This is a genomic window from Bacillus sp. 22446 (assembly GCF_052044955.1).
GTDB lineage: Bacteria > Bacillota > Bacilli > Bacillales > Bacillaceae > Bacillus > Bacillus altitudinis.
The window spans coordinates 144,294-158,360 of record NZ_JBQEOD010000001.1 but is presented as its reverse complement, the minus strand read 5'-3'; the positions used below and the strand labels follow the sequence as shown (position 1 = coordinate 158,360).

Annotated in this window: 16 protein-coding genes and 1 other RNA gene; 14 read left to right on the top strand and 3 right to left on the bottom strand. The window is 41.1% G+C overall.

Going from position 1 to position 14,067, the window contains the following annotated elements; genetic code table 11:
- Window positions 1-21: 21 nt before the first annotated feature.
- A complete protein-coding gene (locus ACTJJD_RS00810; RefSeq protein ID WP_144610237.1) occupies window positions 22-978 on the top strand; it encodes a DUF2515 domain-containing protein in 957 nt (318 codons plus the stop codon).
- Between the two features lie 23 nt (window positions 979-1,001).
- On the opposite strand, the gene sspM is transcribed toward ACTJJD_RS00810, so the two are convergent.
- On the bottom strand, window positions 1,002-1,106 hold the full coding sequence (sspM, locus tag ACTJJD_RS00805) for an acid-soluble spore protein SspM (RefSeq protein WP_017359731.1): 105 nt from the start codon (window positions 1,104-1,106) through the stop codon (window positions 1,002-1,004).
- A 196-nt stretch (window positions 1,107-1,302) separates the two neighbouring features.
- On the opposite strand from sspM, the gene ACTJJD_RS00800 reads away from it, so the two are divergent.
- The 3 genes from ACTJJD_RS00800 to ACTJJD_RS00790 all read left to right on the top strand — a co-directional run bounded on the left by ACTJJD_RS00800 (window position 1,303) and on the right by ACTJJD_RS00790 (window position 2,527).
- Entirely contained in the window at window positions 1,303-1,536 is a 234-nt protein-coding gene (locus ACTJJD_RS00800) for a DUF5446 family protein (protein WP_231131595.1), read from the top strand.
- 49 nt (window positions 1,537-1,585) lie between these two features.
- Window positions 1,586-1,966 carry a YppE family protein gene (locus ACTJJD_RS00795; RefSeq protein ID WP_225310452.1) on the top strand — a complete coding sequence of 127 codons (381 nt, stop codon included), beginning with the start codon at window positions 1,586-1,588 and terminating at the stop codon, window positions 1,964-1,966.
- Between the two features lie 108 nt (window positions 1,967-2,074).
- A complete protein-coding gene (locus ACTJJD_RS00790) occupies window positions 2,075-2,527 on the top strand; it encodes a YppG family protein (protein WP_440600035.1) in 453 nt (150 codons plus the stop codon).
- A gap of 21 nt (window positions 2,528-2,548) precedes the next feature.
- Here the strand turns inward: ACTJJD_RS00790 and ACTJJD_RS00785 are convergent, their stop codons facing one another.
- The gene (locus ACTJJD_RS00785; RefSeq protein WP_007500867.1) at window positions 2,549-2,968 is read right to left on the bottom strand and encodes an Hsp20/alpha crystallin family protein; all 420 of its coding nucleotides are present in this window, start codon (window positions 2,966-2,968) and stop codon (window positions 2,549-2,551) included.
- A gap of 168 nt (window positions 2,969-3,136) precedes the next feature.
- Here ACTJJD_RS00785 and ACTJJD_RS00780 point away from each other — a divergent pair, with 168 nt between their 5' ends.
- Window positions 3,137-3,643 (top strand): PTS sugar transporter subunit IIA, encoded by a 507-nt coding sequence (locus ACTJJD_RS00780; RefSeq protein WP_008344623.1) that lies wholly within the window; start codon window positions 3,137-3,139, stop codon window positions 3,641-3,643.
- Between the two features lie 48 nt (window positions 3,644-3,691).
- Here ACTJJD_RS00780 and ACTJJD_RS00775 read toward each other — a convergent pair whose 3' ends face one another.
- Window positions 3,692-4,810: an NADH-dependent flavin oxidoreductase gene (locus tag ACTJJD_RS00775; RefSeq protein ID WP_024718533.1), complete on the bottom strand. Its 1,119-nt coding sequence runs from the start codon at window positions 4,808-4,810 to the stop codon at window positions 3,692-3,694.
- A 160-nt stretch (window positions 4,811-4,970) separates the two neighbouring features.
- On the opposite strand from ACTJJD_RS00775, the gene ACTJJD_RS00770 reads away from it, so the two are divergent.
- The 9 genes from ACTJJD_RS00770 to ACTJJD_RS00730 all read left to right on the top strand — a co-directional run bounded on the left by ACTJJD_RS00770 (window position 4,971) and on the right by ACTJJD_RS00730 (window position 14,034).
- On the top strand, window positions 4,971-7,217 hold the full coding sequence (locus ACTJJD_RS00770) for a DEAD/DEAH box helicase (RefSeq protein WP_440600036.1): 2,247 nt from the start codon (window positions 4,971-4,973) through the stop codon (window positions 7,215-7,217).
- A 24-nt stretch (window positions 7,218-7,241) separates the two neighbouring features.
- Window positions 7,242-8,489, top strand: coding sequence for a ribonuclease H-like domain-containing protein (locus ACTJJD_RS00765; RefSeq protein ID WP_440608024.1), 1,248 nt, complete (start codon window positions 7,242-7,244; stop codon window positions 8,487-8,489).
- A 314-nt stretch (window positions 8,490-8,803) separates the two neighbouring features.
- Window positions 8,804-9,040 (top strand): spore coat protein CotD, encoded by a 237-nt coding sequence (gene cotD, locus ACTJJD_RS00760; RefSeq protein WP_072368252.1) that lies wholly within the window; start codon window positions 8,804-8,806, stop codon window positions 9,038-9,040.
- Window positions 9,041-9,089: 49 nt separating this feature from the next.
- Complete coding sequence (locus tag ACTJJD_RS00755; protein WP_235701361.1) at window positions 9,090-9,632, top strand: DUF1273 domain-containing protein; 543 nt, start codon at window positions 9,090-9,092, stop codon at window positions 9,630-9,632.
- Between the two features lie 75 nt (window positions 9,633-9,707).
- Entirely contained in the window at window positions 9,708-10,013 is a 306-nt protein-coding gene (gene gpsB / locus ACTJJD_RS00750) for a cell division regulator GpsB (RefSeq protein ID WP_008344631.1), read from the top strand.
- Window positions 10,014-10,073: 60 nt separating this feature from the next.
- Window positions 10,074-10,455: RNase P RNA component class B (gene rnpB, locus ACTJJD_RS00745), an RNA gene on the top strand.
- Window positions 10,456-10,563: 108 nt separating this feature from the next.
- Window positions 10,564-11,718 (top strand): THUMP domain-containing class I SAM-dependent RNA methyltransferase, encoded by a 1,155-nt coding sequence (locus tag ACTJJD_RS00740; protein WP_440608023.1) that lies wholly within the window; start codon window positions 10,564-10,566, stop codon window positions 11,716-11,718.
- Between the two features lie 105 nt (window positions 11,719-11,823).
- Entirely contained in the window at window positions 11,824-12,021 is a 198-nt protein-coding gene (locus ACTJJD_RS00735) for a hypothetical protein (protein WP_017359721.1), read from the top strand.
- A gap of 75 nt (window positions 12,022-12,096) precedes the next feature.
- Window positions 12,097-14,034 (top strand): ATP-dependent DNA helicase, encoded by a 1,938-nt coding sequence (locus tag ACTJJD_RS00730; protein WP_440608022.1) that lies wholly within the window; start codon window positions 12,097-12,099, stop codon window positions 14,032-14,034.
- The last annotated feature ends 33 nt before the right edge of the window (window positions 14,035-14,067 follow it).

Sequence of the window (14,067 nt, the reverse complement as noted above, 5' to 3'; positions counted from 1 at the left end):
TTTTGTATTGGAGAGATCACCATGTTGTCACAACAAGAGCACATGATTACCCAGCATATTTTACATGAAACGAAAGCGAAAAATAAGGACAACCTGACAAGGACAAATGCGTACAAGCGCTTTTATGACCGTCATCCAGAGATGAAATGGTCTCTGCTTGCTTCTTTTGTCTCAAGAAATGCTGGATGGTCGATGACAGATTTAAAAGGCGAGCTCTTCCATCCGGGTTTAACGGATCAGCAAGGGCATCTGTTCTTTACAGCATATGAAAGAGCGAATTGGCTGATCTTTTCAGATGCTTACCCGCAGCTTCTCTTGTATGAATGGTCAAAAAGGTGCCGCAAACCTTTATTTCATCTGCTGCCCAATTTCGGTGTGTCTCGTTTTATGAGCGCTGAGTGGGAACGATTTTGGCAAAAGCGTGACACAGAGCGATTGCTGCATGCACTCATCATAAATGAACAATATACTATACAATCTCCTATTATACAAAATCCTCTCCTGAAAAAGAATGTTTTTCACTCGATTCAATATCTTTTCAGCGAGTGGGCACATTTTCAAACCGTCGTTTTTCCGACAGTAGACGGGCATTTGTACGGCTTAACCATACGAAAGTTTTCCCAAGTAAAAGAGCGCATTACGTTAGGGAAAAAACTAGCAAAACTATTGTTTCGAGCCGATTTGTTTTCGGATTTTTATCATTTTTTGCATACTGTGCCGCATACGGGATCTCGATTTGATTTTGAACCGTTTTTAGGGATTGCGCGAAGGTCAAGCCCTTTCCTCAGAACGGTGTATCCAGTCATGACACATTCATTAGACGATCAAAGGGAAGATTGGTTTCAAAAGAAATTGAGTCCATCCTTGTTTGAAGCAGAGCGTTTACCAAAACAAATTGAGCTGACCGACTGGTATTTTCATAAAAAAAGGCAGCTTCGTTTTCTTTTCTCATTAGAACACTATTTTTTGCATAAATAAAAAGCAGGGGGTACCTGCTTTTTTTACGTGGATGGACGGTTAGGGCCGCCGAGCTTTTTATCAAGCTGATCTGTACTGTTTTCTTTCCCTTTTGTTTTTTGCTCTTTTGGTGCTTGCTGCTTTTTCATGATATCTACCTCCTTTGTCCTTAGAATTTACACAATCGGACGCGATCATACAAAGAAGGACAAGCACGTGTCGAAATGGAAGAAATTGCGCTTATCTTCACTTAGATTGGCGATTTAGTTCTAGTTTTGTCATGTATGAAGGAGGGAGTAAAAGAAAAGAGAATGTAACGAGAGATGATAAAGGAGGAATCTGATGATGAGCGAATTTGTATCAAAAGAATCCATTATGCAGTTGTTAGAGGAAATTGAGCGAAAGATTGATGCGGTGGAAGAAGAACTGTCTTTAGCTGTCAAAAAAACAAAAAACGCTGCCGTAGAGGAGCAAGAACAAATCATTGACCGTCTTGAATCTGAAGTGAAGGAATGTGAATTGAAAATTCATGCAGCAGAGTATAAGCTGGCGGCAAGACCCGCATATCACGCCGGATAGCTTTTCTATTTGAGCAATAAGTAAACGTTTGATAGGATGGTTCATAGAGGTGAACACTTTGGATAATCAAACATTACTTAAACATACACAAGAGTTGATCACATGGATCGAAGAAGCATACGAGCAGTACCTAAAGGGAAAGGCAGAAGAGGAATACCCAGTTTATGATTTTTACAACGATATTCAACCGGCCGTTGTCAAATTTGATCAGCAAATGGAAGAGTGGCTTACTGCTGCTACCTCATTTATTCATCAGGCCAAACCTAGATACTTACATCAAGAACAGCTTGAAGCCGTCCAAGAAAATGGAAAAGAGGTTGTGCTGCAATCTTATTTTGGCAAACAGCATGCACCTCGTGTGAAAAATTTAGTTGAATCAGTGATTTATACACTGAATCTTTTAATAGAAGAAATCAACAAACGCAGCTGATGAAACAGCCTGCGTTTTTCTTATGGCTGCTGTAGGCACATCTTCTGCTACCTGAACATAATATATCATTGACTTCAATATGTTTTCAGAGCGAGAGGAGCGAGATACGTGTTCCCTTATTCAAACCAGCCATCTTATGAAATGAATCAATTTCAGCAACGGCCTTTTCCGTATCCAGATATGCAGCAGCCTCCGCAGCCTCCAGAATATTTCATGCCCCCATATCAAGGTGAAATGAACCAGCCGCCGGCTGCAGGCTATCAGCCGCCTTTTGGATATCAGGAAAACTTCCAGCCTTATCAGCCGCAGCCTGAAGCAATGAATCAGCCGCAAATGCAGCCGCCGGGCATGATGCCTATGCAGCAGCCTATGAATCCTTATCCTTTGCCAAGGCCGCAAAAACAGCAATCATCTCAATTTAAAAGTGTGCTGTCACAATTTAAAAAAACGAATGGGCAATACGATTTTAATAAAATGTTTGATACTGCTGGACAAATGATGAGTACAATGAATCAAGTGGGCTCATTGGCGAAAGGATTTACTAGTATTTTTAAAGCATAGCAAAACCCAATAGATATACATCTATTGGGTTGTTTGTTTTGGCGCAGTCACACGAAGTGATTGATCTTTCCAAACGCTCTTCATATTGGTTTCATCTATTTTTGCAGGCATTAAAATGGTTTTGGTAAAGCTCGAATAGGAGGAAGTCGTGTCTGTTTTGATTTTTTCCTGTACCGATAAGTGTAAATATTGCGCTTTCACTTCTAGTGCGATATCACCTTCGACAAAATGGTCTGGAAATCGAATCTCAATATATACATATTGATCATCTTCTGTCACATCGGTTGTAATGGATGCAAGTGAATGGCTCGTGGTCATCAGCGCCTCTGCACTATTTAAAATGTCATGAAATGGCGATGATGCAAAAAATTGTTCAATCGCTTCATATAGAATGTCTTCATTTGCTAACAACTCGTGTTTCTTTTCACTTTCATGTTTCATTTGAATCACCTCTCATCTACAGCCTATGCAAAAGGGGCTCAGGCGGTTATCAATTGATGAGAGGAAAAAATTATGATTAAATAGTGTTGAATGAAGCAAGGTGTATGGGCGTGAAGATTTATACGCTGAATAGATCTAGAAGCAAAGCTTGAAGGGAGCAAATGAACATTGCTGAAAAAATTATTCGGTTTCGGAAAAAACCAAGATGATGTAAAGGAAGAAGTCATTTATTCTCCAGTGGATGGAGAGTTAATGGATATGACCGATGTACCAGATCCCGTTTTTTCTCAAAAGATGATGGGAGACGGCGTAGCTGTAAAACCAAAAAACGGCACCATTGTGTCACCAGTAGATGGTGAAATTATTCAACTCTTCCATACAAAACATGCAATTGGGATTCGAACACTCTCGGGGCTTGAGCTTCTGATTCATATCGGACTTGAAACGGTTGGATTAAATGGTGAAGGCTTTGAAGCACACATAAAAGAAGGGGATAAAGTGAAAGCAGGTGATCCTCTCATTACGTGTGATTTAGCGCTGATTGAAGAAAAAGCGGCAAGCACAGTGACACCAATTGTCATCATGAATGGTGATTTAGTAGAACATCTTGACAAAGAACCTAAGGGCTCTGTAGAAAAGCAGACGTCCAAGCTTTTTACAGTGAAAATGAAATAATCCAAAAAACTACCCTGAGTTGATAGGGTAGTTTTTTGATTGAGGACATTAATCCTCCATTGGAACCCAGCCTTTACTTGCTTCCATGACAGTCCATAAACCCTCTGGAATCATGTACTTGTCTTTTTGACTGCGTTTAATGACGGTTTCAATCTCGTTTTCTCTGCCTTCTTTAATCTTTACTGCCCAATCGGGATCAACAATGACTTCTCTTGCAACAGCAATGAGTGGAATCCCTTGATTGTATGCATTCAGTGCATCCTCAGCTGTAATGACGCTGCCGACGCCGATGAGTGGAAGCGTGTCACCACAGCGCTCTTTTAATAATTCCATCCGCGTCTTACTTGTATCAGCACCACGTCTTGCTTTAGCGTCAATCTCCATTAAAGAAATATGCAAGTAATCAAGGTTTTTTGTCTTAAGTACGTCCACTAAAGTAAATGTTTCTGTCATGGTTAAACCAGGTGTTTCTGGTTCTTCAGGTGATAATCGATACCCAAAGATAAATGGTTTTGTTACATGCTCTTTGATTGCTTCTTTCACTGCATCTACTACTGCAATTGGAAATGCGAGACGCTTTTCTTCGCTTCCGCCCCATTGATCTGTACGCTGATTACTATGCGGGGAGTAGAATTGCTGTAATAAATATCCGTTCGCTCCATGGATTTCGATCCCATCAAATCCCGCTTGGATTGCGCGCCTTGCTGCTTCTTTAAATGAGTCGATGATGTGAGGAATTTCTTCTTCTGTCAAAGCTCTCGCAATTTGTTTTCCATCTTTAAATACATCACTTGGCGCAACGACATCACCGTTTGGGACTAAATGAGGGAGAGCCTGAGAGCCGCCATGATGAATTTGCATAATGGCTTTTGTTCCTTTCGCTTGAATCGCAGAAGCAAGCTTTTGAAGGCCAGGTATATCTTCATCTCTTGCAATAGAAGGCTGTCCTTCAAACGCCTTACCATCTGGCGTCACGTTTGCACATGCGGTGATGACCATGCCCATTTCGCTTGATCTAGCGGTAATAAAATCAATTTCTTCCTTTGAGATCGTGCCATCCTCATGAGAACCGAAGTGTGTCATTGGTGCAACGACTAAACGGCCATCAATAGAGGCACCCCCTGGGAATGTAAAAGGTTCAAATAAAGGCTTAAATTCGTTTTTCAATCTGATCATCTTCTTCCTTGATAAAATCATTTCACTATAGAAGTGTAATAGATATTGTTACAACACATCAAAATATTTGCTCACAAGCGGTGCATCAAAAAATTGCCGCCTAGTCATGCAAACAAATATTCGGTACACTAGAATGAGAGGTGGATACCAGATGAAGAAGAAAACAATGAACGAACTCATAGAAGATTTAAAAAAAGACGAACAGGTCGAGCATTGGCATGAAATTGAAGCGAAGCCTGCACTGACTTCTCCAATTCCTGAAAGAGTAAATGACAGGCTCAAAGTGGCGCTTGAAAAAAGAGGTGTGAGCGAACTGTACATTCATCAAAAGGAAGCCTTTGAACGTGTGATGGATGGTGAGAATGTGGTGACTGTGACACCTACAGCTTCAGGTAAAACGCTTTGCTACAATCTGCCAGTTCTTCAGTCGATCGCAGAAGATCAGACAAGCCGCTCCCTCTATTTATTTCCAACAAAAGCACTTGCGCAAGATCAAAAAAGTGAATTAAACGAAATCATTCATGAGATGGATGTTCCAATTCACAGTGAAACCTATGACGGGGACACCTCCCCAGCGATTCGCCAGCGCGTCAGACAGGCAGGACATATTGTCATCACAAATCCAGATATGCTGCATTCAGCGATTTTGCCTCACCATACGAAATGGGTCAGTTTATTTGAGAACTTAAAGTATATTGTCATTGATGAGCTTCATACATATCGAGGCGTGTTTGGCAGTCATGTCGCCAATGTCATTCGCAGACTAAAGCGAATTTGTGCATTTTATGGAAGTGACCCGACCTTTATTTGTACTTCAGCGACCATAGCGAATCCGAAAGAGCTTGCAGAGCAGCTGACCGGAAGCAAGGTGCATCTAATTGAACGAAACGGAGCACCTAGCGGTAAAAAGAATTTTGTCTTTTACAACCCGCCAGTCGTCAATAAGCCATTAAATATTAGACAAAGTGCGGCCACTGTTGTGAATCAGCTCGCTAAAACATTTTTAAAAGAAAAAATTCAAACGATTGTTTTTGCTAGAAGTAGGGTAAGAGTTGAAGTCATCCTAAGTCATATTCAAGAACTAGTGAAAAAAGAAATTGGTCCTAAATCGATCCGTGGTTATCGCGGGGGCTATTTGCCGAAAGAGCGGCGCATGATTGAAAAAGGTTTAAGGGAAGGAGACATTCTCGGTGTTGTCAGCACAAACGCACTAGAATTAGGAGTAGATATTGGTCAGCTAAAAGTCTGTATTATGACCGGATATCCTGGCAGTGTAGCGAGTACGTGGCAGCAGGCAGGACGAGCTGGAAGGCGTCATGAGGAAGCACTCATTATCATGGTCGCAAGCTCATCGCCACTTGACCAATATATTGTCAGACACCCTGAATACTTCTTTAACAGACCACCTGAATCGGCAAGAATCAATCCTGAGAACCTTATCATCCTAGTCGATCATCTAAAATGTGCGTCCTACGAGTTACCGTTTCGAGAAGATGAACAGTTTGGCGGTATGGAAGTAGAAGAAATCTTGCAATACTTACATGAAGAAGGGGTTCTTCATTTCAGCGGGAACCGTTATTATTGGTCAGATCAATCGTTCCCGGCTCATGGCATCAGTCTGAGATCTGCAAGTCAGGAAAATGTCGTCATTGTCGATCAATCCGATGTAGCGAACGTTCGAATTATTGGAGAGATGGATCGATTCAGTGCGATGACCTTACTTCATGATGAAGCGATTTATTTACATGAAGGGGTTCAGTATCAAGTGGAAAAGCTAGATTATGAGCATCTTAAGGCTTATGTGAAACAAGTCGATGTAGAATACTATACAGATGCGAATTTAGCGGTTCAGCTCAAGGTGCTTGAAATTGATCAGACAACAGAGAAGGAAGCGGTATCTGTTCACTACGGTGATGTGACCGTCAATGCAATGCCGACCATTTTCAAAAAAATTCGATTATCAACCGGGGAAAATATTGGTTCCGGCCCGATTCACTTACCTGAAGAAGAAATTCATACGAGTGCTGCTTGGTTTGAATTACATGAAGCAGAGCGGACAATTGAAGAAAAAACACTTGAACAGCTCTTGCTCGGTATTGCCAATGTTCTTCAGCATATTGTTCCGGCGTTTGTCATGTGTGACCGTTCAGACATTCATGTCATTTCTCAAATAAAGGCAGCCCATACTGGGAAACCGACCGTATTTTTATATGATCATTACCCAGGTGGAATCGGTTTAAGTAAAGAGGTCCAGGCTCGCTTTGATGAAATTGCCCGTGCAGCCACTCAGCTGATTGAGCGATGCAGCTGCGAGAACGGCTGCCCATCTTGTATTGGCATGGAAATGAAAGAGATCAATGGAAAAAGCAGGATCATTCAATTGATGGCAGGATTTTAAGGGAAAGGAGGAATAGACCTACTCATGTCATTAAAAGGAAAATTAAACAGAATGAAAAAACACCTGTCGCACAATCAGTCAGATGAAAAGCGTGGGGCAGTAAAAAAGGGACAAACGCACACTGTGACGGCTGAAACGATTCCATTTCTAAAAGAGTGGTGGGAATTAGGTGCAGCTCCTTACTACTTTGAAGACTCTTTCTGCCTCATTCGGGAAGTGACCTATCCACTTGACCATCAGCATGGGCGATATTCATTTGCAGAACTGCCGGAGATGGTGAGTGCATGGAACAAAAGTGAGATTCAGCATTCTCTTTCTGCAAAAGGCTACAAGCCTCACGAGCTATTTTTCTTCGATACAGAAACAACAGGACTATCTGGCGGAACGGGAAATATGATTTTTTTGCTTGGGCATGCGAGAGTTTATTCAGATAAAGTGGTGGTAAAACAACATCTGCTCACGAATCCAGGAAATGAAGCGGCACTTTACAAAAGCTTTCTTAGTGAGGTGGATGTCGAATCACTTGTGACATATAATGGAAAATCATTTGACTGGCCTCAAGTCAAAACGAGGCATACATTATTACGCGATCAAATACCTGCTCTACCTGAATTTGGTCATTTTGACCTTCTGCATGGGTCAAGGAGATTGTGGAAACATAAATATGAGCGTATGGCTCTTTCGGTTGTAGAAAAAGAGGAACTGCACGTCAATCGAGAGGGAGATACACCGGGGTTCCTCGCACCAATGATCTATTTTCACTTTTTAAAGGAACAAAACCCGAAACTGATTGAAGGAATTTTGACTCACAATGAACTTGATGTCTTATCGTTAATCAGTCTCTACATTCATTTGTCTAAAAAAATCTTATCCAAAGATGCGGTGAAGGAAGACGATGAGAAATATGCATTAGCTAAGTGGCATCTTGCTCACCGTGATGTGCAGGAAGCAACAAAGCACCTGCAAGAATTAACGGGAGCAGCGTTTGAGCATGCGGATCAAGCAGCTTATGATCTATCGTTACAGTACAAGCGATTAAAACAATGGGATGAAGCGGCATGCATATGGAGACGTCTATTTGAATCAAGTGATGTTCATTTAAGATTAAAAGCGGGTGTAGAGCTTGCAAAGTATGAAGAACACCGTCAAAAAGATCCAAAAGCAGCCCTTTCCATTACCCAAACATTGTTATCACAATCGTCTTTAAGTGAACGAGACATTGTGGAACTTGACAAGCGAGAAAACCGCCTCTTAAGAAAAGCTGGGCAATGAAATTATTGCCTGGGAAAGCGCAAAAAATGACAACGTTCGGCTCTCGGCCGAAAATAAAAATTGTTTAGCACTTTTATTGTAGAAAAGTCACGAATCCTGTAAAATAACGTTAGATATTGAATGAGGAGCGTAGAGCATGTATAAGGGTCTTTTCTACTTGTTTTTTCTTGTTGTCATATTGGTCGCGTTTGTGTTTTCAAACTATAAAGATGTTTTTCTTGCAAACTTTTAAAATAGGTTAATGCATTAGTACATGTACACCTCTTGATTCATACATTGTTAATGTAAGAAAATCAAGGAGAGGGGAATGCTACATGTACCATCATCATCATTGCAATCCAAATGTTACACAGCCAATTGTACATCCAACGAATCACTGCTGTACGCACAGTGAGTCAACTACAATTGTGCCGCACATCCACCCGCAGCATGTAACAAATGTTCATCACCAAAATTTCCAACATGTTCACTACTTCCCGCATACGTTTTCTCAGGTGGACCCGGCAACACATCAACACTTTAACTGCGGTGGACCTTGCTGTAACAGATAAAGTGAAATGGGACTTTTATAAGTCCCTTTTTTTAAAAGCAGGTGAAAAAATGAAAATTATTGCTGTCACAGGGTACAAGCCATTTGAGCTTGGGATCTTCAAACAAGACGAGCCTGCACTTCAATACATAAAAGCGGAACTTCGGAAAAGGCTGACGGCACTCATTGAAGACGGGCTGGAATGGGTGCTCATTTCAGGTCAGTTAGGGGCAGAAATATGGACAGCTGAAGTGGTCTTTGAGCTTCAAGAGAAGTTTCCAGATTTAAAACTTGCTGTCATTACACCATTTTATGAACAGGAAGAGCGCTGGAATGAACAAAATAAAGAGCTGTATGAAGGCGTTCTTGCACAAGCTGATTTTGTAGAAAGTGTCACGCATAGACCGTATGAAAGTCCGGCACAATTTAAACAAAAGAACCGCTTTTTTATTGAAAAAACGGACGGTCTTCTCGTCTTATATGATCCTGAGCATGAAGGCTCGCCAAAATATATGATCAAAGAAGCTGAAACCTATACCGACTACCCAATTATGTATATCACAATGGATGATTTAAGAGCACAGGTTGAGGCGGAAGATCCGTTTTTTGACTAAAAGCAAGAGAAAATTTGACAACGTCACGTATTTCTGAAAAAATATACTATGAATTCACGATATGAGGTGAAAAAGATGCTTGCTGATAAAGTAAAGCTTTCTGCGAAAGAAATTTTAGAAAAAGAATTTAAAACAGGTGTCCGAGGGTATAAACAAGAAGAAGTCGATAAATTTCTAGATATGGTCATTAAAGACTATGAGACATTCCATCAAGAAATTGAAAAACTCCAACAAGAAAACCTTCACTTGTCAAAACAGCTTGAAGAAGCGGTTGAGCAAGGGAAAAGACAGCCTGCACAGTCCAATACAACAAACTTTGATATTTTAAAAAGACTATCTAATCTTGAGAAACACGTTTTCGGCAGCAAACTTTATGATTGAGTAATACCAAAAAAGCTTGTGTCAGATGACATTGTCGTTTATAATAACGCATGTTGATTAACGTTCGGGTAATCGCTGTAATGCTTTGACATTGCAGAGGAAAGTCCATGCTCGCACGGTGCTGAGATGCCCGTAGTGTTCGTGCCTGGCGAAAAGATAAGCCAGGGCAGCCTGGGAAAGGCTGACGGCAGGAAAAATGCCTACGTCCTTTTAGGATATGGCAAAGTATCCTTGAAAGTGCCACAGTGACGAAGTCTCACTAGAAATGGTGAGAGTGGAACGCGGTAAACCCCTCGAGCGAGAAACCCAAACTTGGTAGGGGAACTTTCTCAAAGGAACCAAACGGAGAGAAGGACAGAGAATTCTGTAGATAGATGATTACCACCTGAGTACGAGGCTTTTGCCGTTTGCAGTACGATGGAACAAAACATGGCTTACAGAACGTTATATCCGTTATCATAAACATGATGAAATCAAAGCTCTCCTATTTCTACATATGGAGAGCTTTTATCTTGATTAAGAAAAGAACGAGAAAACAGGTGATAAACAAATGAAAACCTATACACTCATCGCAACAGCGCCAATGGGAATTGAAGCGATTGTTGCAAAAGAAGTAAGAGACCTCGGATATGAGTGCACCGTAGATAACGGAAAAGTCATTTTTCAAGGAGATGCACTTGCCATTTGCCGTGCAAATCTATGGCTGCGTACAGCAGACCGGATCAAGGTCCAAGTTGCTGAATTTTCGGCTAGAACATTCGACGAGCTTTTTGAGCAGACAAAAGCCATTGACTGGGCCGCATTTTTACCGAAAAATAGTACATTCCCTGTCATTGGTAAATCTGTTAAATCTCAGCTTGCCAGTGTGCCGGATTGTCAGCGCATCGTCAAAAAGGCTATCGCGCAAAAACTTAGATCATCTTACAACATACAGTCTGAATGGCTAGAAGAGACAGGCCCTGAATACAAAATCGAGGTAGCGCTTTTAAAAGATAAAGTATTGCTGACGCTTGATACGTCTGGTGTGGGTCTTCATAAACGTGGATACCGTGCAGATCAAGGAGGCGCGCCGATTAAAGAAACCCTTGCAGCGGCGCTTGTCTTACTAACGAACTGGACACCTGACCGTCCGTTTGTCGATCCTTTTTGCGGATCAGGAACAATTGCTATTGAAGCAGCGATGATTGGACAAAACATTGCCCCTGGATTTAACCGTGAGTTCGCATCTGAATCATGGAAATGGATCGGTGAGGACGTTTGGAACAAAGCACGCCTTGAAGTAGAAGAAAAGGCGAACTATGATCAGCCGCTTCACATTATCGCGAGCGATATCGATCATCGTATGGTAGAGATTGCGAAACTGAACGCAGAAGAAGCTGGACTTAGTGAACTGATTCAATTTAAGCAAATGCAAGTGAAGGACTTTCAAACAAAAGAAGAGTATGGTGTAATTGTCGGAAATCCGCCTTACGGTGAACGTCTCAGCGATAAGCCAGCTGTGGAAAAAATGTATCGAGGCATGGGCGAAGCATTGAAAAACCTAGATACGTGGTCCATTTACATTTTAACGTCACATGAAAAATTCGAAGAGTGTTTCGGAAGAAAAGCGACGAAAAAGAGAAAACTGTTTAATGGATTTATTAAAACAGACTATTATCAATACTGGGGAAAACGCAGGCCTAGAAAGCAAACAACTGAATCGTAACAAAAATCCACACCACGAGAAGGTGTGGATTTTTTATGCTAAAAAGGTATAAGTCGTCACGGGACGGAATAAACTGAACTTGATTTTAAAAAAAGAGGTGTCTTCATGATTCATTATGATCAATTTCAGTTAATTCAAAAAGCACTCGCTTCAACAGCCCGAGAAATAGAAGGGATTGAAACAGGACAATCTGCTAAACTTACGGCAGCCATCGAGAACTTAGCAATGGCTCAAAACTACATAGACCATTCAGAGCACGCATTTTTAATGAAGGAAAGCTACCAACATCGCCTGCGCTCTTAAAAAAAGATTGTCATACCCCAGCATAAATGGTACTATTGAATGTCTGAATGATTCAAAAGTTGGGGGTTGAAGCAGGTGACAGCGTCTCGTTTGCCTTTTTCATTAACAAAAGAACATAATTTTTACGAAGAACTGGGCAACTGGATTGGTGATGTGTTTTATGACATCTTGCCAGAAAAGGGCTTTGATCTTCGAGATGAACAAATATTCATGGCTTTTCAGTTAGAAAGAGCCTTTAAAGAAAAAAGTGTGATGTTTGCCGAAGCTGGGGTAGGCACAGGCAAAACAATCGTTTATCTTTTATTTGCGGTCACATATGCAAGATATACAGGGAAACCTGCGATCATTGCATGTGCAGACGAAACGTTAATTGAACAGCTCGTCAAACAAGAAGGTGATATCTATAAAATTGCCAATCACCTTGATATTCAAATAGATGCGAGATTAAGTAAATCGCATGATCAATATTTGTGTTTAAAGAAACTAGAGAAAACGATGCAACGTGAAGATGATGAGAAGTGGCTCGACATTTATGAATCGCTTCCTTCATTTGTTCATGAATCTCATGGGATGCAGACATTTTATCCGTACGGTGATCGAAAAGAGTATCCAGAATTAACAAATGATGAGTGGTCAAGAATTGGTTATGACTCTTTTCAGGACTGCTTAACGTGCGACATGCGGCACCGCTGTGGCTTGAATTTATCAAGAGACCATTACCGAAAAGCCACAGACCTCATCATTTGTTCTCATGACTTTTACATGGAGCATGTATGGACAAAGGAGTCACGTAAACGTGAAGGACAGCTGCCGCTCCTTCCTGAGCATAGCTCTGTTGTATTTGATGAAGGACATCTTCTTGAGTTTGCAGCACAAAAAGCGCTAACATACCGAGTGAAGCAATCAACACTAGAGACGTTTTTAGAGCGTCTTTTGCAAAATGACATTCGTGAAGAGTTTGCAGAACTTGTTGAAGATGCACTTGCAACAAACGATCAATTCTTTTACCTCTTAAAAACGAATGCCAAAGAAATCAAAGGATCACACCGTCTTGAAATTGGTCGTGTAGATGAGGTGAAGTGTTCAGCAAGTGAATTATGTGATTTGCTTGAGAAGATTGGAGAAGCGCTCGTATTTGAATCAGAGATGTACACAATTGATCAATATGAATTGTCTGTTGTGGAAGAGTACATTGAACAGATGGCGTATTCTCTGTCGCTTTATCAGAAAAATGCCATTAGCTGGCTGGAGAAGCAGGAATTAGATACAACCTTTGTCGTCATGCCAAAAACGGTAGCAGAAGTGCTCGGTGAAAAGGTATTTTCGCAAAAAATCCCTTATATTTTCTCGTCTGCAACATTGTCTGAAAACCAATCATTTGATTATTTAGCTGAAAGCCTTGGGATCAAAGATTACTTATCTATGAGTGTGGCTTCGCCGTATGATTATGAGGAGCAAATGCAAATGTATTTCCACGGAATTCAGCAGCCAATGACAGAGTCAGATGTAAAAGGTCAGCACGTGCTGGCTCAGGTAAAAGAAAATGGCGGTCGATCTCTTATTTTATTCCCTTCATTTGATGAACTGCATGTATTTAGAAAGCAGCTCGATGCATCAAATGAATCACTGCCTTTCCATGTGTATTTTGAAGGAGACGAGGAGATCAGTACCATTGTTCAAAAGTTCCAAGCGGATGAAACATCTGTGTTATGTTCCGTTCACCTGTGGGAAGGGCTGGATATTCCAGGACATTCTCTAACAAATGTGGTCATTTGGGGACTTCCATATCCACCGCATGACCCAGTATTTGAAGCAAAACGGAATGAAGCGAAAGATGCATTTACTGAAGTGGACCTTCCGTACATGCTGCTTCGTCTAAGGCAGGGCATTGGGAGACTGATTCGGACAAGCCAAGATGCTGGCAGCATTCATATTTACTTTGGCAGTCAGAAAGATATTGAGCTACAAAGTAAAATTGAATCCGTTCTTCCAGTGAGGCCAGTGATCTCTTAATAATAGAAAATGATTCAACAAAAGGAGGATACG

Bases quoted from the DNA above. Each gene is read 5' to 3' on its own strand.
- ACTJJD_RS00810 (WP_144610237.1), top strand. From the start codon at position 22: ATGTTGTCACAACAAGAGCACATGATTACCCAGCATATTTTACATGAA.
- sspM (WP_017359731.1), bottom strand. From the start codon at position 1,106: ATGAAAAAGCAGCAAGCACCAAAAGAGCAAAAAACAAAAGGGAAAGAA.
- ACTJJD_RS00755 (WP_235701361.1), top strand. From the start codon at position 9,090: ATGAAAATTATTGCTGTCACAGGGTACAAGCCATTTGAGCTTGGGATC.
- ACTJJD_RS00785 (WP_007500867.1), bottom strand. From the start codon at position 2,968: ATGAAACATGAAAGTGAAAAGAAACACGAGTTGTTAGCAAATGAAGAC.
- ACTJJD_RS00765 (WP_440608024.1), top strand. From the start codon at position 7,242: ATGTCATTAAAAGGAAAATTAAACAGAATGAAAAAACACCTGTCGCAC.
- cotD (WP_072368252.1), top strand. From the start codon at position 8,804: ATGTACCATCATCATCATTGCAATCCAAATGTTACACAGCCAATTGTA.
- ACTJJD_RS00800 (WP_231131595.1), top strand. From the start codon at position 1,303: ATGAGCGAATTTGTATCAAAAGAATCCATTATGCAGTTGTTAGAGGAA.
- gpsB (WP_008344631.1), top strand. From the start codon at position 9,708: ATGCTTGCTGATAAAGTAAAGCTTTCTGCGAAAGAAATTTTAGAAAAA.
- ACTJJD_RS00735 (WP_017359721.1), top strand. From the start codon at position 11,824: ATGATTCATTATGATCAATTTCAGTTAATTCAAAAAGCACTCGCTTCA.
- ACTJJD_RS00770 (WP_440600036.1), top strand. From the start codon at position 4,971: ATGAAGAAGAAAACAATGAACGAACTCATAGAAGATTTAAAAAAAGAC.
- ACTJJD_RS00740 (WP_440608023.1), top strand. From the start codon at position 10,564: ATGAAAACCTATACACTCATCGCAACAGCGCCAATGGGAATTGAAGCG.